Annotated in this window: 21 protein-coding genes and 1 pseudogene; 15 read left to right on the top strand and 7 right to left on the bottom strand. The window is 61.5% G+C overall.

Features of this window, described 5'->3' with window-relative positions; genetic code table 11:
• Window positions 1-149: 149 nt before the first annotated feature.
• From ACFQDI_RS24970 to ACFQDI_RS24945, 6 genes are all read left to right on the top strand, one after another.
• The gene (locus ACFQDI_RS24970; RefSeq protein WP_377172196.1) at window positions 150-1,286 is read left to right on the top strand and encodes a transposase; all 1,137 of its coding nucleotides are present in this window, start codon (window positions 150-152) and stop codon (window positions 1,284-1,286) included.
• A gap of 650 nt (window positions 1,287-1,936) precedes the next feature.
• Complete coding sequence (locus ACFQDI_RS24965; protein ID WP_377172194.1) at window positions 1,937-4,129, top strand: sulfatase-like hydrolase/transferase; 2,193 nt, start codon at window positions 1,937-1,939, stop codon at window positions 4,127-4,129.
• A complete protein-coding gene (locus ACFQDI_RS24960; RefSeq protein ID WP_377172192.1) occupies window positions 4,126-4,521 on the top strand; it encodes a GxxExxY protein in 396 nt (131 codons plus the stop codon). The genes ACFQDI_RS24965 and ACFQDI_RS24960 overlap by 4 nt, the downstream gene beginning before the upstream one ends.
• A 98-nt stretch (window positions 4,522-4,619) precedes the next feature.
• Window positions 4,620-7,112, top strand: coding sequence for a DUF1549 domain-containing protein (locus ACFQDI_RS24955; protein ID WP_377172190.1), 2,493 nt, complete (start codon window positions 4,620-4,622; stop codon window positions 7,110-7,112).
• Window positions 7,113-7,148: 36 nt separating this feature from the next.
• Window positions 7,149-8,456 carry a DUF1501 domain-containing protein gene (locus ACFQDI_RS24950; protein ID WP_377172188.1) on the top strand — a complete coding sequence of 436 codons (1,308 nt, stop codon included), beginning with the start codon at window positions 7,149-7,151 and terminating at the stop codon, window positions 8,454-8,456.
• Window positions 8,457-8,598: 142 nt separating this feature from the next.
• On the top strand, window positions 8,599-9,813 hold the full coding sequence (locus ACFQDI_RS24945; protein ID WP_377172186.1) for a glycosyltransferase family 4 protein: 1,215 nt from the start codon (window positions 8,599-8,601) through the stop codon (window positions 9,811-9,813).
• On the opposite strand, the gene moaC is transcribed toward ACFQDI_RS24945, so the two are convergent.
• Window positions 9,776-10,240 carry a cyclic pyranopterin monophosphate synthase MoaC gene (gene moaC, locus ACFQDI_RS24940; protein ID WP_377172184.1) on the bottom strand — a complete coding sequence of 155 codons (465 nt, stop codon included), beginning with the start codon at window positions 10,238-10,240 and terminating at the stop codon, window positions 9,776-9,778. The two genes, ACFQDI_RS24945 and moaC, sit on opposite strands and share 38 nt — an antisense overlap.
• A gap of 305 nt (window positions 10,241-10,545) precedes the next feature.
• On the opposite strand from moaC, the gene ACFQDI_RS24935 reads away from it, so the two are divergent.
• On the top strand, window positions 10,546-10,998 hold the full coding sequence (locus ACFQDI_RS24935; RefSeq protein WP_377172182.1) for a hypothetical protein: 453 nt from the start codon (window positions 10,546-10,548) through the stop codon (window positions 10,996-10,998).
• 394 nt (window positions 10,999-11,392) lie between these two features.
• Window positions 11,393-12,412, top strand: coding sequence for a zinc-binding alcohol dehydrogenase family protein (locus ACFQDI_RS24930; RefSeq protein WP_377172180.1), 1,020 nt, complete (start codon window positions 11,393-11,395; stop codon window positions 12,410-12,412).
• Window positions 12,413-12,753: 341 nt separating this feature from the next.
• Here the strand turns inward: ACFQDI_RS24930 and moaA are convergent, their stop codons facing one another.
• The 3 genes from moaA to ACFQDI_RS24915 all read right to left on the bottom strand — a co-directional run bounded on the left by moaA (window position 12,754) and on the right by ACFQDI_RS24915 (window position 15,952).
• Window positions 12,754-13,752, bottom strand: a complete 999-nt coding sequence (gene moaA / locus ACFQDI_RS24925; protein ID WP_377172178.1) for a GTP 3',8-cyclase MoaA — start codon at window positions 13,750-13,752, stop codon at window positions 12,754-12,756.
• Window positions 13,753-14,003: 251 nt separating this feature from the next.
• Window positions 14,004-15,257, bottom strand: a complete 1,254-nt coding sequence (locus ACFQDI_RS24920) for a sensor histidine kinase (protein ID WP_377172176.1) — start codon at window positions 15,255-15,257, stop codon at window positions 14,004-14,006.
• Complete coding sequence (locus ACFQDI_RS24915; protein WP_377172174.1) at window positions 15,254-15,952, bottom strand: response regulator; 699 nt, start codon at window positions 15,950-15,952, stop codon at window positions 15,254-15,256. The genes ACFQDI_RS24920 and ACFQDI_RS24915 overlap by 4 nt, the downstream gene beginning before the upstream one ends.
• Window positions 15,953-16,132: 180 nt before the next feature.
• On the opposite strand from ACFQDI_RS24915, the gene ACFQDI_RS24910 reads away from it, so the two are divergent.
• The 4 genes from ACFQDI_RS24910 to ACFQDI_RS24895 all read left to right on the top strand — a co-directional run bounded on the left by ACFQDI_RS24910 (window position 16,133) and on the right by ACFQDI_RS24895 (window position 19,659).
• Window positions 16,133-17,254, top strand: coding sequence for a glycosyltransferase family 4 protein (locus tag ACFQDI_RS24910; protein WP_377172172.1), 1,122 nt, complete (start codon window positions 16,133-16,135; stop codon window positions 17,252-17,254).
• Window positions 17,254-18,123 carry a UDP-2,3-diacylglucosamine diphosphatase gene (locus ACFQDI_RS24905; RefSeq protein WP_377172170.1) on the top strand — a complete coding sequence of 290 codons (870 nt, stop codon included), beginning with the start codon at window positions 17,254-17,256 and terminating at the stop codon, window positions 18,121-18,123. The genes ACFQDI_RS24910 and ACFQDI_RS24905 overlap by 1 nt, the downstream gene beginning before the upstream one ends.
• 30 nt (window positions 18,124-18,153) lie before the next feature.
• Entirely contained in the window at window positions 18,154-18,861 is a 708-nt protein-coding gene (gene phoU, locus ACFQDI_RS24900; RefSeq protein ID WP_377172168.1) for a phosphate signaling complex protein PhoU, read from the top strand.
• Between the two features lie 171 nt (window positions 18,862-19,032).
• Window positions 19,033-19,659 carry an HAD-IA family hydrolase gene (locus ACFQDI_RS24895; protein ID WP_377172166.1) on the top strand — a complete coding sequence of 209 codons (627 nt, stop codon included), beginning with the start codon at window positions 19,033-19,035 and terminating at the stop codon, window positions 19,657-19,659.
• 63 nt (window positions 19,660-19,722) lie between these two features.
• Here ACFQDI_RS24895 and ACFQDI_RS24890 read toward each other — a convergent pair whose 3' ends face one another.
• Entirely contained in the window at window positions 19,723-19,974 is a 252-nt protein-coding gene (locus ACFQDI_RS24890; protein ID WP_377172164.1) for a hypothetical protein, read from the bottom strand.
• Between the two features lie 253 nt (window positions 19,975-20,227).
• Here ACFQDI_RS24890 and ACFQDI_RS24885 point away from each other — a divergent pair, with 253 nt between their 5' ends.
• Window positions 20,228-20,731, top strand: a complete 504-nt coding sequence (locus ACFQDI_RS24885) for a hypothetical protein (RefSeq protein ID WP_377172162.1) — start codon at window positions 20,228-20,230, stop codon at window positions 20,729-20,731.
• A gap of 191 nt (window positions 20,732-20,922) precedes the next feature.
• Here ACFQDI_RS24885 and ACFQDI_RS24880 read toward each other — a convergent pair whose 3' ends face one another.
• Window positions 20,923-21,957 (bottom strand): ThuA domain-containing protein, encoded by a 1,035-nt coding sequence (locus ACFQDI_RS24880; RefSeq protein ID WP_377172160.1) that lies wholly within the window; start codon window positions 21,955-21,957, stop codon window positions 20,923-20,925.
• A gap of 117 nt (window positions 21,958-22,074) precedes the next feature.
• Between ACFQDI_RS24880 and ACFQDI_RS24875 the strand changes: the two genes are divergently transcribed.
• Together ACFQDI_RS24875 and ACFQDI_RS24870 are read left to right on the top strand one after the other, a co-directional pair.
• Window positions 22,075-23,298, top strand: a complete 1,224-nt coding sequence (locus tag ACFQDI_RS24875; protein WP_377172158.1) for a right-handed parallel beta-helix repeat-containing protein — start codon at window positions 22,075-22,077, stop codon at window positions 23,296-23,298.
• Window positions 23,299-23,307: 9 nt separating this feature from the next.
• Entirely contained in the window at window positions 23,308-23,742 is a 435-nt protein-coding gene (locus tag ACFQDI_RS24870) for a hypothetical protein (protein ID WP_377172156.1), read from the top strand.
• A 10-nt stretch (window positions 23,743-23,752) separates the two neighbouring features.
• On the opposite strand, the pseudogene ACFQDI_RS24865 reads toward ACFQDI_RS24870, so the two are convergent.
• Window positions 23,753-23,911, bottom strand: a pseudogene (locus tag ACFQDI_RS24865) (YciI family protein); the annotation flags it as partial.
• Window positions 23,912-24,058 lie beyond the last annotated feature (147 nt).

The following is a 24,058-nucleotide window of genomic DNA, read 5'->3' as shown; positions in this document are numbered from 1 at the left end:
GACTCCCTGCTTGAGCAGTTGTCCAATTGCTCTTCGATGGAAGACGGTGAGATGATGGTAGCGTTTCATACGAGTGAGTAGTTATCAAACGCCCAGGGAGTGATGCACTTCGGCAGTTAATCCGCACCTTACTTGCTCATCTTTTGCTCATGAAAGCCGCCCAAATCTCTGATTCCCAGTCGCTACCGCTTGAAGAGCAGCTTGTCGGAGTGAATGCCAAAACGGGGCTCTTTCCTGGCGCGCGCTCCTGGTCGGGCGGGCGGCTGCGGATTCTGGGCAGGGGGGCGCTGGAGTCCTACTGCTATCATGTCATGTCGCGCACCTGCGGCGGGGAGGTGCTCTTTGACGAGGTGGAGAAGGAGGCGCTGCGGCGTGTGATCTGGCGCATGGCGGAGTTTTCGGGCATCAAGGTGGTGACCTACTGTGTGATGGGCAATCATTTCCACCTGCTGGCCGAGGTGCCGCACCGGCAGACGTGGCTGCAGCGCTTTGAGGGGCCGCAGGGGGAGGCGAGGCTCTTTGAGCACTTGAGCATCCTCTACAGCAAGGCCTACCTGGGCCTGCTGCGCGATGAGCTGGCGGACTTCCGCGCGCGGGGCATGGCGGTGCTGGCGGAGCAGCGGGTGGAGGCGCTGAAGAAGCGTTTTTGCGATCTGTCGCTGTTTGTGAAGGAAATTAAAGAGCGCTTTAGCCGCTGGTTCAACAAGCGGCGTGGGCGCAGGGGGACGCTGTGGATGGATCGTTTCAAAAGTGTGCTGGTGGAGGGCAAGGGGGAGGCGCTGCGGACGATGGCGGCGTACATTGATCTCAATCCGGTGAGAGCGGGGCTGGTGAAGGACCCGAAGGAGTATCGGTGGTGCGGGTATGCGGAGGCGCTGGGAGGGAGCCGTAGGGCGCAGAGAGGGCTGTGCAAGGCGCAGGGGAAGCCGGTGGACGGATGGAGGAGCGCGGGAGCGGCGGAGGCGTATCGGTGCCTGCTGCATGCGGAGGGGCGGGAGGTGAAGGATGCGCAGAATGAGAGGGTGGTGAGGCGCGGGGTGAGCGTGGAGAGAGCACGTGAGGTGCTGGCGGAGAAAGGCAAACTGAGTGCGGCGGAGCTGGTGAGGCTGCGCGTGCGGTATTTCACGGATGGAGTGGTGCTGGGGAGCCGTGAGTTTGTGGAGGGGGTGTTTGATGCACAGAGGGAGTGTTTTGGGCCGAGGCGCAAAAGCGGGGCCCGCCGCATGGCGGAGTGCGCGGAGGCTTTTTACACGCTGCGGCAGCTGAAGGCGGGGGCGGTGGGGTAGATGTGGCGGGTGCGATACTTCACGGATGGAGGGGGCTGAGGCGTCGTTTTACACGCTGCGTCAGTTGCGGCTGCGGTTGCGGCCGCTTGGCTGAGCCGGGGGCTCGGGGCTGGCTGGTGTGCAGTGGGGCTGGTGTGCAGCGTGCGGCGGGAGTTTATGGATGGATGCTTCATCCAGACTGGGGGCATGCGGGGCTTGAACTGAGCTGCCGCCCGCCCAAGGGTGCTCTGAAATGAATGTGACTCGCTGTTGGCTGTATCTGCTCGGGGCCTGCCTGCTGGCGGGCTGCTCTGCCGAAAGCCGGATGAAGATGGATGATCTGTGGCGGAAGGTGGATCCTGCGGGGCACTCGCGCTCACACCGTGAGCGTTACCATCCCTATGAGCGGACGACGGGGCTGCGGATGCCGGGTGGATGAGCAGGGGGCAGCGAATGTGCTGCATGAAGGTGTGGGCGTAGTCTTTATGCCGTTGAACGCTGCCGCATGCCCTGCTCCCCAAGAGCCTGGCTGTTGAAGGTGCTCGATGGGCCGAAACTGATGTCATGCGGGGGCTGCGCGTTTGATGGTGAGCGTGGCCTTGAGCATTGGGCGGGGCGAGATATACCGGTGGAGCGTCGTAGGTTTCGGTGTAGTTTGTCCCCCCTCCAGCATGCCGCCTCCCACTCTTCAACGTCGCCATATCCTGAAAATTGTCGCGCTGACTGTGTTCGGCACGCTGCTGGCGTGGTATCTGAGCGCGCTGCTGAGCTTTGCGGGGAACTCATACGGGTTTAACAACCGGTTCTCAGAGGTGGCGATCCAGCACCACTGGTGGTATCTGGTATGGAGCAACCTGGTGGTGCTGAAGGGCTACCTGCTGGTTGCGGCAGGGTATGTGGTGCTGATTTATCCACTGGTGCGGCTGTGGGGAAAGGTGCGGACTTTTGCGCGCTGGGGCGTCGTGTGGCGCACGCTGCTGTTTGCGGGGCTGCTCTATGGTTTTTTCATCTTCAAATTGATGCTGGAGAAGCCTTACTTCGGCGACTACAGCTACCTGCTGGGCTGGTATGATGCGTTGGGGCGGGTGTGCGGCACGGGGGTGCAAAATGCGGTGCATGCGCTGATCTCCCAGGTGTTTCCTGTGACGGCGCTGGTGGCTGCGGGGGGCTTTTACCTTTTTGAGCTGCGGCGGTGGTTCACGCGCGCCGCACGGCCGCTGCTGTTCAGCTTTGCGACGGTGGCTGGCATGCTGGCGCTGCTGGCGGTGAGCGGCTACGGGGTGAGCCGTGCGCCGGATGCGGAGGAGCTGGCGGGTGGAAAGAAGCGCCCGAAGAACATTGTCATCCTGGGCTCGGACTCGCTGCGCGCGGACCATCTGTCATGCAACGGCTACCACCGGATGACATCGCCGAACATTGATCGCATCGCGGCGCAGGGGGTGAATTTTGAGCGCTGCCTGACCCCGATCGCATCAACGCTGGAGTCGCTGACGAGCATGTTTTCCTCGCAGTACCCGCACACGCACGGGGTGCGGCACATGTTTCCGAGCCGGGCGATGGTGGACCGGGCCAATCAGGAGGCGCCATCGCTGGGCGGCGAGCTGAAGCGGCAGGGCTACGACACGGCGGTGATCGGCGACTGGTGCGCGTGCAGCTTTACTGAGCTGCCGATGGGTTTTGAGAAGATCATTGTCTCGGATTTTGACAACTTCCGGGTGTACATGAGCGAGGTGGTGTTTCTGCATCACCAGATTCTGCCGCTGTTTTTTGACAACCGGGTGGGGCACATGCTGTTTCCAAAGCTGAAGTCGTTTGCGAACTACATGACACCGGAGGTGGTGACGGACCAGGTGATCGACCGGATCAGGCAGCGTGCGGATGACCGGAAGCCTTTCCTGCTGTTTGGCTACTACTCCTGCACGCACCTGCCGTACAAAACGCCGACGCATTATGCGAAGCTGTGGACGGACCCGAAGTATGACGGCCCGCACAAGCATGAACTGGCGCTGAATGTGGACGAGTTCATCGGCGGGACGGACATCAATGAGAAGTGGAGCAAGCTGCCGAAGAAGGAGGTGGAGCAGATCACCGCGCTGTATGACGGCTGCGTGCGCATGTTTGACGACTCGGTGGGCCGGGTGGTGGCGGAGCTGGAGAAGCAGGGGCTGATGGATGACACGATCATCCTCGTCACGGGGGACCATGGGGATGACCTCTTCGAGCCGAACTGCACGTTTGGCCACGGGACGACCTTCAATGGCGGGGATCAGGCAAACCACGTGCCTGCGATCCTGCACGTGCCGGGCCTGAAGGGGCCGCAGAAGCATGCGACGCTGGCGCGCACGCTGGACTTTGCGCCGACGCTGCTGGACCTCGTGGGGGTGCCTGCGCAGCCGCGCTTTGAGGGCACCAGCCTGGCGCCGCTGATCCGGGGAGAGAAAAAAAGCCTGGGGCTGGCCTACTTTGGAGAGACGAGCTATTTGTTCTTCCGGCGCACGATCCCGGGTGAGGAGCCTCTGTTCATCCCGCCGATGGACGAGACGACGTTCATCGACCCGGACTTCGACTTTCACTTTGTGCTGAAGGAGAAGTTTCAGGAGGCGGTGCTGAAGACGAAGGAGCACTGCGTGCGGACGGAGCGCTTCAAGTACGTGCGCACGCCGGGCGTGAAGCACTCGATCGAGCGGCTGTTTGACCTGCGTGCGGACCCGCATTGCGAGCGCGATGTGAAGGGGCGGTACCCGGAGGTGAAGGCGCGGCTCTCCGCCGCCATGGACGAGTGGCTGAGCACGCACAAGCAGAGCACCACGGCTGAGATTTACGGCATCCTGGGTGAGGAGTCTCTGCAGCCTACCGCACCATGAATGCCGCTGATCTGCCGCATCTCGTCATCGGGGCCTGCATGAACGTGCATCGTGCTCTGGGGCCGGGCCTGACGCGGGATGCGTATGAGGAATGCCTTGCCATCGAGCTGCGGGAGCTGGAGTTTGATTTCCAAAGGCAGGTGCCGCTGGAGTTTGCCTACCATGGGCGGCGTGTGCAGACGCAGACGCGGCTGGACTTTGTGGTGGGGGAGTCGCTGCTGCTGCTGGTGCGTGCGCAGGGGGAGATCACGCGGCTGGAGCAGCAGGAGCTGGAGTCGAAGGTGCGGCTGGGAAAGTTTGCCGCAGGACTGCTGGTGAACTTCAACGTGGGGACGCTGCGGAAGGGGATTTACCAGCTCACGGTGAAGAGAAGAAGTGACGCGGGGGAGTGAAAAAGGGAAGGGCTGGATGGGGGAGGGGTGGGCAGGCGGGTATGCCAAGATTGTGCAGGATTGTGAAAAAGTTGTGATATTGGCACGTTTATTCGAACATGAAGAAAGTCTTCGTCCTTCCTCTCCTTGCGTTTGTTTCGCTGTCTTCCGCGAGGGCAGCCGGCCAGCTGGACACTGCGGCTGCCGCTCGGCAGATCGACGCCGTGCTGGCCAAAGACTGGGCGGCCAACAAGCTGAAAGGCAACCCGCAGACGGATGACAACACGTTTGTGCGCCGCATCTACCTGGACATCATCGGGCGCATCCCGACGACGCGTGAGACGGAGGAGTTTCTCAACTCCAAGGACGCGGACAAGCGGGCGAAGCTGATCGACAGGCTGCTGGCCTCGGAGGCGTATGTGCAGCATTTTTTCAACTACTGGGCTGATGTGCTGCGGGTGACCTCCAACGGCAACCAGACGGGGGCCATCACGGGGGCGGCTTATGCAAACTTTGTGAAGGAGAGCCTGCGGAAGAACCAGCCCTACGACCAGTTTGTGCGCGAGATGGTGGCGGCGCAGGGCAAGGCCTGGGACAACGGGGCGATAGGCTACTACATGCGTGACCGCGGGATGCCGCTGGACAACATGGCGAACACGGTGCGCGTGTTTCTGGGCACCCGCATCGAGTGCGCACAGTGCCACAACCACCCCTTTGACAAGTGGACGCAGATGCAGTTTTTCAAAATGGCGGCCTTCACCTACGGGGTGCAGACGCAGGACTACGGCGGCGACACGATGAGCGGTGTGAACGACCTGCTGCGCGAGAAGGAAAATGAGATCCGCGCCTCGATCAAGGAGCCGCAGCGGCCGCAGCGCCCGAACATCAACGGGAAGATGTCCGCGGAGGAGCGGGAGAAGCTGCAGAAGGAATACGCCGCAGCTTACAAGAACTACGAGGCGGAGATGAAGGAGGTGAACAAGAAGCGCGAGGAGGCGCGGCAGAAGCTGCGCAAGGAGCAGCGCGGCTACCAGGAGGCGATGAATGATGTGCGTGACACCATGCGCTACACCTCCGTGAGCCTGCGGGACCGCAAGCCGACGCTGCCGCACGACTACCAGTACAGCGACGCCAAGCCCAAGTCTGCCGTCGAACCCGGCACGATGATGGGTCACGAGTGCATCACTCAGAATGGCGAGACGCCGCTGCAGGCCTATGCGCGCTGGATGACCAGCCCGGAGAATCCGCGCTTCACCACGGTGATCGCAAACCGGCTGTGGAAGCGTGTTTTTGGCCTGGCCCTGATCGAGCCGCTGGACGAGCTGATGGACAACACGGTGCCGATGATCCCTGAGATGGAGAAGCATCTGGAGAAGCTGGTGGTGGACATGAAGTATGACATGAAGGGCGTCCTGCGCGTGCTCTACAACACCAAGGCCTACCAGGCGCAGGTGACACGCGAGGAGCATGCGCCGGGCACGGTGTACCACTTTACCGGGCCGCTGCTGCGCCGCATGAGCGCGGAGCAGATGTGGGACTCGTTTGTGACGCTGATCAATCCGAGCCCGGACATGATCAACCAGACGAACCGTGATGTGATGGAGCAGCGCATCCTGCAGGCCAAGAAGATCGCGGACGGCGTGGAGGCGCTCTCTGCCGAGGAGGCGCTGGCAGGGCTGAAGAAGGCGGCGGACATTTACAGCAGGAACCGCGAGCGCACGGATGCGCAGCAGAAGCTTTTTGCCGAGGCACGCGCCGCCTACAAGGAGGCCCGCGATGCTGCGGACGCCCTGCCGGAAGGCCCTGCCAAGGTGGCCGCCATCGCGAAAGCGGACGAGCTGAAGAAGAAGTCCGACGAGATCCGCACGGAGGTGAACCGCATCCAGAACGAAGGCCGCCGCGTGACGTTTGCGGAGGTCGTGGTTCCCGGAGAAAAGAAGCTCTATGAGAAGGTCACCGGCAAACCCTACCAGATGGTGTCCATGACCAAGAGCAGCGGCGGAGACGCCGGATCTCCGTCCATGATGATGAGCGGTGGCGGGGAAATGATGATGATGGCGAACGGTGCCAAAATGGAAAAGGTGATCATCCCCGGCTATGACCGCAAGGAACTGACGAAGGAGGAGCAGGCGGCGGTGGCGCAGAAGGTGCGCGAGGCCTATGCGGAGGAGGCGGACTACTTTGGCATCACCAACGAGAAGGAGCGCAAGTACTACATCAACAGCCGCGAGCAGATCAGCCGCAACATGCTGCGTGCGGCCGAGCAGGAGAGCCCAGCGCCGCGTGGCCACTACCTGCGTGAGTTTGGCCAGAGCGACCGCGAGACCATCGAAAACGCCAACAGCGACGCGAGCGTGCCGCAGGCGCTGGCGATGATGAACGGGAGCCTGCTGCCGCAGATCACCAGCAAGTACAGCCAGCTGATGCTGACCGTGAACAAGGCCCCGTATCCAGACGACAAGGTGGACGCCGTGTACATGACGCTGCTCTCCCGCAAGCCCTCCGCTGCCGAAAAGGCGGTGTGGCTGAAGGCGCAGGACAGCGGGCTGAGCAGCATGGAGGACCTCGTGTTTTCGCTGCTGAACACGCAGCAGTTTATTTTCATCCAGTAAGACAAGCATCCAACCCACACCCCACGCGCACCTCCCATGAAACAGGAACTTGCCACCAAACTCGTCCGCTCAGGTGAAATCACCCGGCGTGACTTTGCGGCCAAGACAGCCAGCTCCCTCCTGGGAGTCGGTCTGCTGGGCCAGTCGCTGACCAGCAAATCCTTCGCGGCCTTTGAGGGCTCCTCGAAGCTGAAGCAGGCGGCCACGGCCAAGAACGTGATCTACCTCTACATGAGCGGCGGCCAGTCCCACATGGACACCTGGGACCCGAAGGAGGGCGTGGAAACGGCGGGGCCGACGAAGCCGATCAAGACGAGCGCGGACGGTGTGCGCATTTCCGAATATCTGCCGCTGACGGCGCAGCAGATGCACCACGGCACGGTGATCAACTCCCTCTCCTCCACGCAGGGCGCGCATGAGCAGGGGAACTACATGATGCACACGAGCTATGAGATGCGCGGCACGATCCGCCATCCGGCCATGGGCGCGTGGCTGAATGTGTTCCAAGGGGGCGGCAACAGCACGCTGCCGAACTTTGTGTTTGTGGGAAATGACAGCCGCCACCCTGGCGCGGGCTTTTTCCCGGCCGCACAGGCGCCGCTGTTTGTGAGCAATCCGGAGAACGGGCTCAAGAACATCAAAAACGGCAGCCCGGAGGAGAAATTCCAGGCGCGCATGAAGCTGGCAGACGAGCTGGACAAGGACTTCCGCACCACCTTCCCGCACCGCAACGTGAAGGCCTACGCCGACATGTATGACGACGCGATCGCGATGATGAAGTCGGAGGACCTGAAGGCCTTCGACCTCAGCGAAGAGCCCGGCGAGCTGCGTGCCGCGTATGGCAAGGAGGCCTTTGGCCAGGGCTGCCTGCTGGCACGCCGTCTGGTGGAGCGCGGAGTGCGCTTTGTGGAGGTCTCCCTCGGCGGCTGGGACACGCACAACGCCAACTTTGTGGCCGTGCCTGACCGCTGCGAAACGCTGGACAAGGGGCTGGCCACGCTGATTTCCGACCTGCACAACCGCGGCCTTCTGGAGGAAACGCTGGTGGTGGTGACTTCGGAGTTTGGCCGCACGCCGGACATCAACCAGAACGCGGGACGCGACCACTATCCGAAGGCTTTCTCCGGTGTCATGTTTGGCGGTGGCGTCAAAGGCGGCTTCACCTACGGCAAGACGGACAAGGAAGGCCGCGAGGTGGTGGAGAACAAGGTCAAGATCATGGACTTCAACGCCTCCATCGCCTATGCGCTGGGGCTGCCGCTGGACCAGGTGATCTACAGCCCGAGCAAGCGTCCGTTTACCATCGCGGACAAGGGGCAGCCGCTCACGGGAATTTTTGCCTAGAGTCAGTTGTTATTGCAAGGTGTATGAGGACACGCGGCGCTGAGAGGCGCCGCGTGTTTTTTTTGCGTGCCTGCGCATGCAGGCGGCAACAAGCCGTTTGACTGTTGGTTTCCAGGGCGGAGGGGTGGAGGGCATGCAGGTCATGGTCTCACATTTCACCGGCAATCCGAACAGCGGTGCTGTGGCGCAGGCGCTGGCGGAGCAGGGGGCTCTGGCGGCCTTTCATACGACGCTGGTGCTGCCTGCATGGCTGCGGCGTCTGACGGGGGCAGGGGGCCGCCGCACCTTTCCTGAAGTGGTGGAACCTCATATGAAATCGCATGCCTGGCGTGAGGTGCTGAGACTGGCCTGCCGCAGCGTGCCGGCACTGAGAAAGCTGCCGCTGGCTGCGAAGCTTGGCGCGCTGGATCAGGTGGTGAGGTGGTTTGACGGGGAGGTGAGCCGCGCGGTGAGCCGGAGCCATGGGGTGCAGGCGGTGTATGCCTACATGGATGCGGCGGAGCAGACTTTTCTGGCTGCGCGTGCGAGAGGCCTGCGGACGATCTACGAACTGCCCACGCCGTACTGGCGCTTTACCCGGGATGTGGTGAAGGAGGAAGCGGACTTGAGGCCGGACTGGGCGGCGACGCTGCCGGTGCTGGAGGATGGTAGTGAAGCAATGTTGCGGCGAGACCGTGAACTGCAACTGGCGGATGTGGTGGTGGTGCCGAGTGAGCTGGTGCGTGACAGCCTGAAGCTGGCCCCGCCTTTCAAAGCGAAGGTGCATGTGGTGCCGTATGGCTGCCCACCGTCGAATGATCGTCCTGTTTCTGCGGCCGGGCCAAGGGCTCGGCTGCGGGTGCTGTATGTGGGCAGTTTGAATCAGGGCAAAGGGCTGGCGTATCTGGCGGAGGCGATGTCCGGCCTGGAGGGCGTGGCGGAGCTGACGGTGATCGGCTCCCGAACGGCGGACAAGCCCTGCGCGGCGCTGGATGCTTTTTTGGGAGCGCACCGGCATCGCGCCGGGTTGTCTCACGCTGAGGTGCTGGCGGAGATGCAGCAGCATGACGTGCTGGTGCTGCCGACCTTGTATGAAGGGTTGGCGCTGGTGCTGCTGGAGGCCATGGCCTGCGGGCTCACGGTGGTGACCACGCCGCATTCGGGGCTGGAGGGATTGATCCAGGATGGGCAGGAGGGCTTTGTCGTGCCGGTGCGAAGTGCGGAGGCGATTCGTGAGCGGCTGAAGCTGCTGGCGGCGGATGAGGGGATGCTGCTGCGAATGAGGAGCGCGGCCTTGAGCTGGAACCAGGAGCATTCCTGGCAGCGGTTCCGTGAGGACATCAGGCAGGTGGTGCAGGGTGGCTCTTGGTCTTGCTGACGAGTTTCACGCCTTCGATGCGCATCTTTTTGTCGGCGGCTTTGCACATGTCGTAGATGGTGAGGGCGGCGACGGAGACGGCGGTGAGGGCTTCCATCTCGACGCCGGTGGGGGCGACGGTGATGGCGGTGGCGGTGATGTGGACGGCCTTGGGGCGGAGCTCGAAGTCGAGCTGCACTTTGCTCAGCGGGATCTGGTGGCAGAGGGGGATGAGGTACTGCGTCTGCTTGGCGGCCTGGATGCCGGCGATGCGGGCGATGCTAAGGACGTCGCCTTTTTTAACCTGGTTGCTGCGGATGAGATCGAGCGTGGCGGGCTGAAGCGTGATGCGGCCTTCGGCGACGGCTTCACGGCGCAGGGGGGGCTTGGCGGAGACATCGACCATGGCGGCTTCGCCTTTGCGGTTGAGGTGGGTGAGCTGGCTCATGAGAAGCGGATGCTAGGGATGAGGGGAGGCTGGGAAAGTGGTATTTCGCTCTCGATGCGTGAGGGTGCGGTGAGTGAGGTTGGGACTGTGTTCTGTTAGGTCGTTTGGTTTGGACCGGATTCACAGGATGGCGAAATTATGCAGGATTAAGATGTTGGGATTTGAGTGCGTGGACGGATGACGGGTTCGATTGAGCAGGTGTTGGGATTTTGTTCGTACTGCCATCGTGTTAATCCTGTCCAGACTTGCGATGAGAGCTTAAAATATTAAATGCTTTTCATGAATGGCATCTTATGCTTTTTCATATGGAAGCGAACTCACATTGTCAGTGGCTCGAAAAATTCGGGGTTAGCTCCCGCCCGGCATCAGACAGTTTTAGACAATGGATATCTGCACTCTATCCCAAATGGGCTCGTGCTGATGAATTTTGCCGTTGTGTTCCAGTCGCTCAGACTGAGTTAGTCAAAGATGACTGTTATTTTTTGGGCTATGTTTGGCCGGAAGATTGGATGATGGAGCAATCAGAGCAATGGCGGGAGACCAATTGCCTTCCAATAGGAACTCTGCCATCTGGTTCATGGATAGCCATCGACTGTTCTGCCATCGATTCACTCATTCTTGGATGCTTCCCCATGGAACTCTTTTTTGAAACCCCTGATCGCAAGCTTAAGAGAGGGCATTTTGAATCGTTTGATATATCGTATTCAGACTGGCTGCAAAACAGGCATGACGATCCGGAAGACATGAAATACTCGTGAGTTTCAGTGGGTCCATGAACCAATTGTGGCATTCATGACGTCATGAAGGGCAATTCGTTAAAGCTGAGGGCGGTTTTTTGGGGACACCGGAGTTTGGGCTTGAGTGAATGCGTTAGCGTCTTGGAAGCGAGGCGGTGATTGTGTTCTGTTAGGTCGGTTGGTTCGGAGTGGATTCACAAGATGATAGAATGATGCAGAATCAGGGCGCAGGCTGATGGCGGGATGGATTAATTTGATCGCTCGAATTATGTTCATTCTGCATCGTGTTAATCCTGTCCAGACTTGAGCTTGCCGTCAAATGCCGGGCATTGTGTGGATGATTCGCGGAATACGTCTGGAAGATCCGGGATGCTGTGCTCCTCTTCATGAGCGAAATCAATTCAGGAGCCCCGCCATGAATGCCGTCAGCTACTACAAGCATCTGCCCACCGAGGATCCCGAAAGCTTCATCGATGTGAGCGTCGACAAACCCAAGCCGGGGCCTCGTGACCTGCTGGTTCAAGTGCGGGCCATTTCCGTCAATCCTGTGGACACCAAGATTCGCAGGGGCGCCGGTCCGGGCCAGCCTTCCGGCGAACTCAAGATTTTAGGTTGGGACGCTGCGGGTGTGGTCGTGGAGGTTGGTTCCGAAGTGACTTTGTTTGCGCCTGGTGACGAAGTTTACTATGCGGGCTCACTGGAGCGGCCTGGGTCGTATGCGGAGTTTCAGTCCGTGGATGAGCGCATCGTGGGTAGAAAGCCCGCGTCTCTGAGCTTTGCCGATGCGGCGGCACTGCCCCTCACGACTATCACGGCCTGGGAGCTGCTCTTTGACCGCTTTTCTCTTCCCATCACCTCTGCATCGCAGGGAACGCTGCTGATCATTGGCGGGGCCGGAGGCGTGGGTTCCATCGCGATCCAGTTGGCGAAAAAGCTGACCGGGTTGAAGGTCATCGCCACTGCCTCGCGTCCTGAAACCGTCGAGTGGTGTCGCAAAATGGGTGCTGACGAGGTGATTGATCATCGCCAGCCTTTGGGGGCACAGGTGAGGAAGATTGTCCCTGAAGGTGCCAGCCATGTCCTGGCCCTGACCAAGACCGAAGATCACTTCGATGAAATCATCGAAGCGGTGGCTCCAGAAGCAGCCATTGGGTTGATCGAGAATGTGGCCCGGCCTTTGGACATCAATAAGCTGAAACCCAAAAGCCTCTCCCTCCATTGGGAGTTCATGTTCGGCCGCGCCCGGCCTCAGTCGCCCAAAATGAGCGAACAGGGACGCCTGCTCAATCACGTGGCCGAACTCGTGGATGCGGGCAAGATTCGATCCACGGCGGTGAGCCACCTTGGCCTGATCAATGCCGAGAATCTCAAGGCAGCCCATGCGCTCGTTGAGAGCGGCAGGGCGATGGGGAAGGTCGTTCTGGCGGGGTTTTAGCGAGAGCGGTTTAGCTTTTAACCTGGTTGTGGCGGGTGAGATTGAGCGTGGCGGGCTGAAACTGGGTGCGGCCTTCGTGCCTACAATGGATGCCCGATGCCTGGGGCAAGTGAGGTGCGCCACGGCGTCATTTGGAGTGCGGCTGCGGAGCGAGGAACGAGTGAAGCTGCCGCTTTCGAGCGGCTTGTGGCGTGCGTGAGGTGAGTGGGCTGCGCGAGCCGAGGGGCGTCTGCTTTCGATGGGGTTGTGGCGTGCGTGTGTCTGCAGGCCTGCGAAAGCGGTAGCTGCGGTCGTTCCTCCCTTCGCGACCGCACTCCAAATGGGGGTGCGTTCGCGGGGGCTTAACCGCCAATCGCGATCATCTTGCGGTTGGGCTGGTAGTTGTGGCGGAAGTCGTGTTCCTTGGGTTTGCGGGAGACGACGTTCTGGAAGAAGGCGGCGAGTTCGGCGTCGGTGCAGCCGGCGCGGAGGACGGTGCGGAGGTCGAACTCGAGGTAGGAGCCGAGGCAGGGGCGGAGCTTGCCGTCGCAGGTGAGGCGGAGCTTGTTGCAGTTCTCGCAGAAGTGCAGATTGGTCATCGCGCCGATGAAGCCGATCTTCTGGCCGGTGGCGGGCACGCGATGATAGACGGCGGGGCCGTTGGTCTTGAAATCGGGGGATTCAATGAGGGGGCCGGTGGTCTGCTCGACGAGCTTTTTGGCGGTGGCGACGGGGAGGAAGGTGTCGTCGCTGAGCACTTCCTGGGTGCTCACGGGCATGAGCTCGATGAAGCGGAGGAGGGCGTCTTTCTGGCGGGCGAAGTCGATGAGGGCGGGCAGTTCGCGCTCGGTCTGGCCCTTCATGAGGACGCAGTTGAGCTTGATGGACTGGAAGCCTGCGGCACGGGCGGCGTCGATGCCTTCGAGGACGCGGGGGAGGAGATCGCGGCTGGTGGTGCGCTGATAGACGGCGCGGTCGAGGGAGTCGAGGGAGATGTTGGCGGTGCGGACGCCGGCTTTGACGAGGTGCTCGGCGATGGTGATGCCGCCGTCCAGTTTGGCGAGGAGGGTGCCGTTGGTGGAGATGCCGATCTCGTCGATGCCGGGGATGCGTGCGAGCTCGGCGCAGAAGCCGGACACGCCAGGGCGGGTGAGGGGCTCGCCGCCGGTGACACGGATCTTTTTGATGCCGAGGGAGGCGCCGACGCGGACGACGCGGAGGAGTTCCTCATAGCTGAGGGTTTCGTCCTTGGCGAACCAGGTCTGCTCCTCCTCGGGCATGCAGTACCGGCAGCGTTCGTTGCACCGGTCGGTGACGGAAACGCGGAGGTAGGAGATGCGATGGCCGAAGAGGTCTTCCACAGGGAGGGAGTTCTAACCACAGGGTACGCGCGTGCTCAAGCTTGGGTATGAGGTCAAAATCTTGAAAAGGGCGGTGGTGGTGATTCCATGCTCCTTCTGGCATTCCGCTGAAATGACGAATGAGAAAGCCCGAATGACTAAAAAATGACAAATGACCAATGCCGAAGTTCGAGCTTTGGCATTCGAGATTATTTCGTCATTCGGATATACTCATTCGACATTTATTGGGCACCGATGGCATCAGCGTTTCCCTAACCATGCTGCAAAGGCAGCCGCATCGTAAACGTGGTCTCGATGCCGGGGGAGCTGGTGAGCTCGATGGTGCCGCCGTGGGCCTCGACGGCACGGCGGACGATGGAGAGGCCGAGGCCGGTGCCTTTCACCTGGGTGGAGGAGTGGTGCTTGTTCCCACGGTAGAAGCGCTTGAAGACGAAGGGGAGGTCGTGCGCGGGGATGCCGATGCCGTTGTCGCTGACCTTGAGGATGCATTCGTCCTTTTTCCACTCTCCGGAGACGCGGATGACGAGGCCGGGTTTGGAGTTCTCCTTGATGGAGTTTTCGATGAGATTGGTGAAGATCTGGTCCCAGTAGAAGCGGTCGCCGATGAGCAGGCAGTCGCCTTTGGGGAAATCCAGCTCGATGCGGGCGTCCCGTCCTTCGAGCATGGGGGCGAGGTGATCGGCGGCGTCTTCGGCGCAGTCACGCACGTCGAAGGGCTCCTTGTTGAGGGTGCTGCTGGCGTCCTCCAGGCGTGAGATGGCGAGCATGTCCTCGATGATGCGGGCGATGCGTTTGCCGTGCTTTTCCATGACGTCGAGGCTGCGCTTCATGGCGGGGGAGGCCTTGGCGGAGTCTTCCTGCAGCATCTCGATGTAGCCATTGATGAGCGTGAGGGGGGTGCGCAGCTCGTGGGAGGCATTGGCGACGAAGTCCCGGCGGATCTGCTCGGTCATGGCGGACTCGGTGACGTCCTGGAGCATGAGCCAGGCGCCGCCGCCGACGTCTGCGGCGAGGGGGGCGGCCTCGATGATGAAGTAGCGGCCGCCGAGATTGGACCCGGCGCCGACGTCTGAGGGGAGCATCTGGATGCGGCGTGTGGTGTGGCGCTTTTCGGCAATGGACTCCTGCACGAGGACGGAGATCTGGTGGTCGCGCACTTCCTCGATGAGGGGGCGGCCGACGTGGATTTCCTTGCGGTGGAGGAGTTTTTTGAGGGGGGCGTTGGCGTAGCGGATGCGGAGGTGGTCGTCCACGAGGACGAGTCCCTGGCTGATCTCATCGAGCAGGGTCTCAAAGACGCGGCGCTGCTCTGCCTGCTGCTCGGCGTGCTGGCGTGCGAGGGAGACGGCGGCGGCGTGCTCCTGAAGGAGCGCAGAGTCGCGTGCGCGGAGGCCGAGGGTTTTGGAGACCTGCTCCCAGCGCCTGATCCAGTGCTTCTCACGCCGTGCCCAGGCGAGGAGGGTGAAGCCTAGAAGGAGGGCGAGGAAGAAGGAGAGAGAGGTCATGCGGGCTGGTGGGCGGGGAGCTCCGTCTGGAACTGGAAGCCGGTGCCGCGAATGGTGACGATATGTTCGCCTGCTGCACCGAGTTTTTCACGCAGGCGCTTGATGTGGGTGTCGAGGGTGCGGGTGGCGACGTCGCTGTTGTAGCCCCAGACGTCGCGGAGGAGGTCGGCACGGCTGTGGATGGCGGTGTCGTTTTCCATGAGGGTGGTGAGGAGCTTGAACTCGATGGTGGTGAGGTCGAGGGGGGCGCCGTCGAGGAAGAGCTTCATATTTTTGCGGTCGAGCATGAAACGGCCGCGCTGGATTTCGGAGACGTGGGTGACCTTTTTGACGCGGCGGAGGACGGCGGTGATGCGGAGGTAGAGCTCGCGGGGGCTGAAGGGCTTGGTGAGGTAGTCGTCCGCGCCGAGCTCGAGGCCGGCGATCTTGTCTGTGACCTGGCTCTTGGCGGTGAGGATGATGACGGGGATGGAGGCGGTGCGGGTGTCTGCGCGGAGGCGCTTGAAGATCTGGAGGCCGTCCAGGCCGGGGAGCATGAGATCGAGCACAATGATCTCCGGCTGCTGGGCGATGGCGGTGGGCATGACCAGGAGGCCATTGCCTACGCAGATGGGCTCGTGCCCTTCCCGGGTGAGGTGGAGGGAGATGAGTTCCGCGATGTCCGATTCATCCTCGACGATTAGTATCTTGCTCATGGAGTGGCTTTGTGGCGTGGGTGTGCCATCGGCAAACCTATGATGGCAACGAAGGTGTCACATGGCAACATGTCTGACACACTTCACAGAGAACAAGCGTGACGGATTCGTCACGGTGACAAAGTTGGACTGCATTCGTAGATGCGCTTCATCGGGCTTGCAGCTAGCTTTCTTCCCATCATGAGGGTCCTCATCGTCACTGACACGTATCCGCCAGACATCAATGGCGTGGCCCGGACGCTGCACACGCTGGGCGCGGGGCTGGTGAGGCGGGGGCATGTGGTGGAGGTGGTGACGACGGTGGAGTCCCAGGAGGGGCTGCAGCGGCATGTCATGCACTCGCTGCCGCTGCCGGGGTACCCGGGGCTGAGGTTTGGCTTTGCCTCCACACGGCAGATGCTGGAGCTGTTTGACGCCTTCCGGCCGGACGTGCTCTACGTGGCCACGGAGACGCTGATGGGCATCTCCGCGATCCGCGCGGCGGGGAGGCGGGGCATCCCGGTGGTGTCCGGCTTTCACACGAACTTCCAAAACTACCTGGAGGACTACCACCTGCCGGGGCTGGAGACGGTGGCGCAGGGAGTGCTGCGGGCGATCCACAACCACACGGCGCGGACGCTGACGCCCTCTGCGGACACGGCGGCGATGCTGGAGCGCTGGGGCATCCAGAATGTGGGGGTGCTGGGCCGTGGGGTGGACACGGAGATGTTTGACCCCGTTCGCCGGGATGCGGCGCTGCGGCTGAGCTGGGGCGCGGACGAAAGCACGCCGGTGGCGATCTACGTGGGCCGGGTGGCGGCGGAGAAGAATCTGGAGCTGGTGGTGCGGGCGTTTGATGTTTTCAAGGAGGTGCAGCCGAAGGCGCGCATGGTCATCGTGGGCAGCGGGCCGCGGCTGGAGTCTCTGAAGGAGGAGCGGCCGGACTTTCACTATGCAGGGGCGCGGACGGGGGAGGACCTGGCGGCACACTATGCCTCCGGGGATGTGTTTCTGTTTCCCAGCATCACGGAAACATTTGGCAATGTGGTGCTGGAGGCCATGTCCTCCGGGCTGGGGGTGGTGGCGTATGACTACGCGGCACCGAGGCTGCTGATCCGCTCCGGGGAAAACGGGTGGCTGGCGCCATTTGATGATGAGGGGGCCTTTCTGGCGCAGGTACGGGAGGCGGCGGCCCGGTGGCAGGATGAGGGGCTGCGCCTCGCGGCACGGCAGTCAGCGTTTGACCTGGGGTGGGAGCGGGTGATCGAGCAATTTGAGCATGAACTGGCGGCGGTCATGCACGAGATGGAGGAGGTGAAGTGATGTCTGCCGATGATCCAGTGCCAAACCCGGCGACGGGGAAGTTGAAGCTGCGCTTCAAGACGATCTTCATCTCTGACGTGCACCTGGGCATGCCGGACAGCAAGGCGGCGCAGGCCTCCCACTTCCTGCGCAACTGCCTGTGCGAGAAGCTGGTGCTCAATGGCGACATCATCGACGCCTGGCACCTGCGCCGCATGGGCGGGTGGAACAAGGGGCATACCCATTTCATCCGCACGGTGCTGCGCAAGATGGAAAAGGAGAGCACGGAGATCATCTACCTGCGGGGGAACCACGATGATGTGCTGGACCGGTTCATCCCGATCCAGTTTGAGCACTTCATGATCACGGACGAGCACATCCACCACACGCGTGCGGGGGACTACCTGGTGGTGCATGGGGACGGATTTGACGCGGTGAGCACGAACCACGCGTGGCTGGCGCAGCTGGGCGGGCTGGGGTACAATTTCCTGCTGCGCATCAACCGCCTGTACAATGCCTACCGGGGGCTGCGGGGGAAGGAGCCCTTTTCCTTCAGCGCCTGGGTGAAGCAGAAGGTGAAGTCCACCATCGGCGCAGTGGGCAAGTATGAGGAGCAGCTGCAAAACCTGGCCAAGCAGCGCGGGTGCGTGGGCATCATCTGCGGACACATCCACAAGGTGGACAACAAGATGGTGGGCAGCACGCACTACCTGAACTCCGGTGACTGGGTGGAGTCGATGACGGCGATCGTGGAAAACCTTGACGGCAGCTTTGAGATCATCACCTATCCCGAATTCTGCGAACGCACACACCGCGACCCCAAGGGGGCGGTGGCGGAGGCGGAAGAGGAGACACCGGCAAATCCGGAATCTTCTGCAATTCCCATGTAGCGAAACCGTCACAGTGGTACATTCTTAATCATGCACGAACACATCCTCTCCAGCTTCAACCATTCGCTCGACAAGCTGCGTGGCGACGTCCTGGCCATGGCCAGCATGGCGCGCAAGAATCTGGCCAGCGCGATGCGCGGCCTGCTGGAGCGTGACACGGACCTGTGCAATGCGGCGATCGCGGCAGACCAGGACGTGAACGAACTGGAGAAGAGCGTGGACAAGCATGGGATGCAGATCCTGGTGAAATTTCAGCCCACCGCCCATGACCTGCGGCAGGTGATGGGGACGATCCGCGTGGCGAACAATCTGGAGCGCATCGCGGACCAGGCATCCAGCATCGCCAAGCGTGCGCGCATCATCAACAACCTGCCGGAGTTTCCGGAGGTGAAGCTGATCCAGCCGGTGTATTCGCTGTGTGACCGCAACCTGGACCTGAGCCTGCAGGCCTTTCTGAATGCGGACCCCGAGGCGGCGGCGGCGGCACGGCTGCTGGACAAGGAGCTGGATGCGGCTGAGAAGGCGCTGGACCGGCAGATCATCACGGTGATGGAGTCCCAGCACGCGGAGCTGGAGGGGTACATCCACCTGATCTTTGTGGCGCGGTTTCTGGAGCGCGTGGGCGACCACGCCAAGAACATCTGCGAGGACACGATCTTCATCGAGCGTGCGGAGGACATCCGCTTCAGCAAGGACAAGCGCGCTGAAGTGACGGCGGCTGCCACGGCTCCGCAGTGATGTGTGCCCCCGCGTGATGCCCTGCTGGCGGTGACTCGCTCCGAAAGTGGAACCTTTCAGGGGTGCGAGCACGGCTCCCCGCAGGCTTTTTTGCAATGCTTGGGTCGCAGCGTGGCTCGCGGCCGTATCCTTCCTGTGCCGTCTTTTTTCATGTCTTCCTCCTCTTCTCCCATGCTCCAGCTTTCCCGCCCGTACCAAGCCGTCCTCTTTGACATGGACGGCACGCTGCTGGACTCCCGCGCCGCCGTGGAGCGCGTCTGGCACGAATGGGCCGCCGGGCATGGACGTGATGCGGGCCCCGTGCTGGCCGTGTGCCATGGGCGGCGCACCATCGACACCGTGCGTGAGTTTGCCATTCCTGGGGTGGATGAGGAAGCGGAGGCGCGGAAGCTCGAAGCCATGGAGATCGCGGACACCCAGGGCGTCGTCCCCATTGCGGGGGCTGCGGAGCTTCTCGCACGGCTGCCAGCCGGTCGCTTTGCCGTGGTCACCTCCGCCAGTCGTGCGCTGGCCACGGCCCGTCTCAAAGCGGCCGGTCTGCCCATTCCTGCGCTGATGATCAACGCCGAGATGGTGGCACGCGGCAAGCCTGATCCCGAAGGCTACATGAAGGGTGCCGCTCTCTGCGGCACCACGGCGGACCAATGCCTCGTCTTCGAAGACGCCCCCGCAGGCATCGAGGCCGGCCGCCGCGCCGGCAGCGATGTGGTGGCCATCACCGCCGCAAGGCCGTTTCCTTTTGAGGCGGGGTGTCCCGAGGTGCTGGATTACAACCACGTGCGGTTTGAGCTGGCGTAGCGTGGCCAGAGTTGGCGGCGCGGTCTGCTGCCATCAAGGTTTCCTGCTCGCGTCCGCTGGACGCTAAAGCGGAAGCTCCTGGCCCTGAAAGCGGCGGAAAAAGGCATGGCGTCTTTCCTCCTCGGTAGTGGCGTTCGGCAAGCTGCTCCAGACACGTTCAAGCGCGGTTGCCATCATGTCCAGGCCCATCAAAAGCCGTTCCTCCTGAGTCTTGCGCATCATTGCGGTGAAGATCAAAGTGTTAATCTCGGGCGCTGTGTCCTTCACGGCAAAACCCGTGTCAGCATATCTGTCAGGTTCAATGCGGCTGACCATTGGCGTAAATACTCGGTGTCGCAGCCTGTCGCAATCAAGTTTTCGACATCGGCCAGCTGCCGTTCAGACAGAGATTCCCGCGCCCAGTGAAGCTTGGAAAGGATGATGTCTTCCTTGTCTGCCACTCTGAAATGTTCGAATGATTTTCAGCTTCCTCTTCTGCCTGCAGGCGGAAATCTCACGACCAGATAATGTTGATGACACGGGGGAGGATTTGTGAACAATCGTGGGTGATCAAAGATCCAATCCGACCATGAGTGGCACTTCCGAGTTCCCGGCCCTTTCATTCAACTGTCCCCGGCTTTGGGCACAGATGGCGGGGAATGAGAAGACGCGCTTCTGTGATGTGTGCCAGAAGAACGTGCACAACCTTTCGATGATGACTGATGTTGAACGCCGGGAGCTGCTTGCCAGCACAGGCGAAAGTCCGTGCGTGTCCTACTTTAAGTATTTGAATGGCACGCCGATCGATGTGACGGCGCTGCCGGATACGAACCCGCTCAAGAAGATCCTGACGCAGGCGGCGATGGCATCGCTGGGGGCCGTGGCCTTGGGCTCCATCGCGATGAATTCCGTGGCGCTGATGGATGCCATCGGCAAGGATCAGGAAGCTCCGACGAAGGACATGGGTGATCATCGTATCATGATGTCGGCAGGCATGTCTTGTCAGATGCCGCCTGGAGGTGTGCCGGCAGCACCTCTCCGGTATCCTCTGCCAGCAGGACCGGGCGGAGGGCCGCCGCTGGGAGGCTTGTGACAAGTAGCCGGGTCCTTTTTTGAGTGCGCCGAGGTAGCTGCCGCCTCAGAGAGTCTCGCGGCAAACAAAGCTGAACGTCCTGCGGATGCCGGTGGCTGCACAACGGCATTCCAAATGGATTGCATCTCGGAGGAACAAAAAAGGCGCTGTGTTGCCACAGCGCCCTGAGTTGAAACGATGCTGCTGTCAGCTCACGGAATGTTGCCGGGGGTGGAGACGCCTTCTTCGAGTTTCAGCGCCCACTTGATGCCGGCGAGGATCATTTCCTGATAGGTCTCGGCGATCTCGGGGCTGTTTTTGCGGTCCTTGGTGTCGGCTTTCCAGGTGGGGTCCCAGACGTCCTCGCGGTGGCCGAGGGAGTTGTAATAGACACGGCCTGCGCCGAATTCTTTGCACCAGGAGACGGGGTAGTAGCGGCCTTTTTGGGCTTCGACATCCTTGAGGTCGGCGTCCTTCTTGGGGTCTTCGATGTTCTTTTCCTTCCGCTGGGCGGCTTCAGCGCGCAGCTGCTCCAGATTCGGGTGGGTGTTCAGGCCCAGCAGGCCGTGGACCTTGGCCTTTTCGAAGGACTTGATGATGTAGATTTCGTCGAAGACTTTCCAGCCGAGGGGGACGGCCTTGGTGATGGGGTGGGCGGGGTCGTGAACGACGGGCTGGATTTCGACCTGGGATTTGTGGGTTTCGAATTCGCCGCCGAGCATGTCGATGTAACCACGGAAGGGGTGGTAGGTGTCGGAGCCGGAGTGCATGGCGATGAAGGCCTTGCCGCCTTCGATGAGCTTGGTGAAGCCTTCGCGGTCGGGGAGGAGGAGGTCGCCGGTGGTGTTGGCAAAGACGAAGCCGTCGTAGCCCTTGATTTTGTCGAGCGCCATCTTGTCGGCCATGTAGGCGGCGATTTTGTCGGTCCAGATTTTGTTGGCCGCGTTGAATTCAGCGAGGGCTTTGCTGTAGGCGTCCTGCTTGGCCTTGAAGGATTCGTCGGTGTCTTTCTTGGCGTCGCGCTCGGGGGGCCTGCCGGGGTTCTTGGGCTGGCCTTCGGGCTGGTGGACGAAGTCGACGGTGAAGGCACCGGATTTCTGGCCGAGCTCGGCGAGGACTTTCTCGGCGGTCTCGATGGAGGAGTGGCGGAAGCCGGTGGTGACGGTGACGACGAGGAGCTTCTTGGGCTCCGCATGCGCGGAGAGCGAGAGAGCGGCTGCAAGCAGGAGCGTGAGGCGTTTGATCATGGGTGGAAGAGTGCAACGTGGCGTGGCGGGGATCTTTTGCAGGTGGAAAATGCGAGGGATGAAAGTTGGGGCGGGGGTGGTGAGAGAAAACAGGGGGCAGGGTGCGTAACTGGATGGATGAAAACGCTGATCTTCTCCCTCTGCCTGTGTGCCGCCGCCGTGAATGCGCAAACCGCCACGCCGCCTGTGGCGGTGGATGCTGCGAAATACCCGAGCCTGCAGGCGGCGCTGGATGCGGTGCCCGCGAGCGGGGGGCTGGTGACGATACCGCCGGGTAACTATGAGATCACGCAGCCGCTGCAGGTGAAGACGGCGGAGACGCGGATCGTGGGCGGTGGTGCGGCGACGCACATCACCAACAAGAACGCCGAGGGCGCGCCTGCTTTCATCCTGCGCCCGCCGACGCTCGACGCCGACAAAAAGGCGCGCCTGTGGCGGGTGCAGATGGCGGACCTGCGGGTGAGCGGGAATGAGAAGAGCGGAGACGGGATCTTTGCAGAGTGCATCGAGGAGATCTACTTTGAGGGTGTGTCGATCGACCACCACGGAGGGAGCGGCATTCACATGGTGAACTGTGCGGAGGATCCGCGCGTGGCGGACTGCATCATCACGTACAACAAGAAGTACGGGGTGGATATCTTTGGCGGGCACGACATCGTGGTGAACGCGAACCACTTTGAGGAGAACCAGGATGCGCTGCGGTGCAGCGACTCCTTTAACCTGTGCATGAACGGCAACAATGTGGACGACCACCTGGGGAACGGGATCATCATCGAGAACACGTATGGCTCGGTGCTGAGCGGGAACATGATCGAGGAGTGCAACGGAACGGCGGTGATCCTGGACCGCGACTGCTATGGCATCACGCTGAGTGCGAACGTGATCGCGCATCATCTGAAGGGCGGGATTGACCTGCGGGATGCATGCGGGTGTACGCTGAGCGCGAACACCTTTGTGCTGGCGCATGAGTTTTCGGTGCGCGTGGGGAAGGACAGCGAGCGCAACACGATCAGCGGGAACTCCTTCTGCAACACCTACATCGGTGCGGGGCAGGACAAGCGGCCGGCGGAGGCGAAGACGCCGATGGGGACCGATGAAGGCACGGGGGTGCTGGTGGAGGGCGGGGTCAATGGACTGAGCATCAGCGGGAACACGTTTTCCGGACTGTCCACGGCCGGGGTGTGGAGCACCGGGGTGGTGAAAAATGTGCTGGTGACGAGCAATCTCCTTCTGGATTGTGGCCGGAAACTTGCTAAGAAGAGTGCTTGGCTTGTCTTTGCACCAAAGTCTTTGGTGCTGGTGAAAGACAATCTGGATGAAAACTCACCCTCTGCCCCTTAGGAAAACCCCATGCTGGATGTGCAGCGCAACCGTGGCGCCAAGCACCGTGAAGAAATCGACTTCACGCGCAAGCTCATGTGGGCGCACATGATCGGCGGGGCGGTGGTGATCACGCTGTTTCTGTTTCATGAGGTGTTTTACTGGTTTGCGGGCTCGCTGGTGTGGTACGGGGTGAGCCTGGTGGTGATGTATGGCTTCATGGGCCAGCGGGACTGCTGCCGCTGGCTGCTGGGGCTGATCTTTCTGTCCGGAGCCGGTGCAGGGCTGTACTTTCTGAGCCGGGTGTACCCTGAGAGCGTGCCGCCGCGGGTACCCATCGTGCCGCATGGCCTGATCCCGCTGTGGGTGGGGCTGGCCAATCTGAGCTATTCTGTGGGAGCGATGGTGATGATGGTCAATGCCCGCGTGAGGCGGGCAGGGGAGACGGGGTTTGTGCTGTGGTGAGGGTGCACCTTCATCGCAGATCATCCATCTCGTAGATCGTACGGATTTCGATTTCGCTGGGCTGAGGCATCGGCTTGGGGCAGCGCTTCACCCAGGCAAGGGCTTCGTCCATGTTCTTGACCTCCTAGGGCCAGAAACCGGCGACGAACTCGCGGCTGTGAGGGAAGGGGGGCGTCGAATGCCACGCGCTGCGGATTAACTGCCGAAGTGCATCACTCCCTGGGCGTTTGATAACTACTCACTCGTATGAAACGCTACCATCATCTCACCGTCTTCCATCGAAGAGCAATTGGACAACTGCTCAAGCAGGGAGTCT

Source organism: Prosthecobacter fluviatilis (assembly GCF_042655725.1).
Lineage (GTDB): Bacteria > Verrucomicrobiota > Verrucomicrobiia > Verrucomicrobiales > Verrucomicrobiaceae > Prosthecobacter > Prosthecobacter fluviatilis.
The sequence above is the reverse complement of the archived record's forward strand: the minus strand, read 5'-3'. Positions and strand labels throughout refer to the sequence as shown.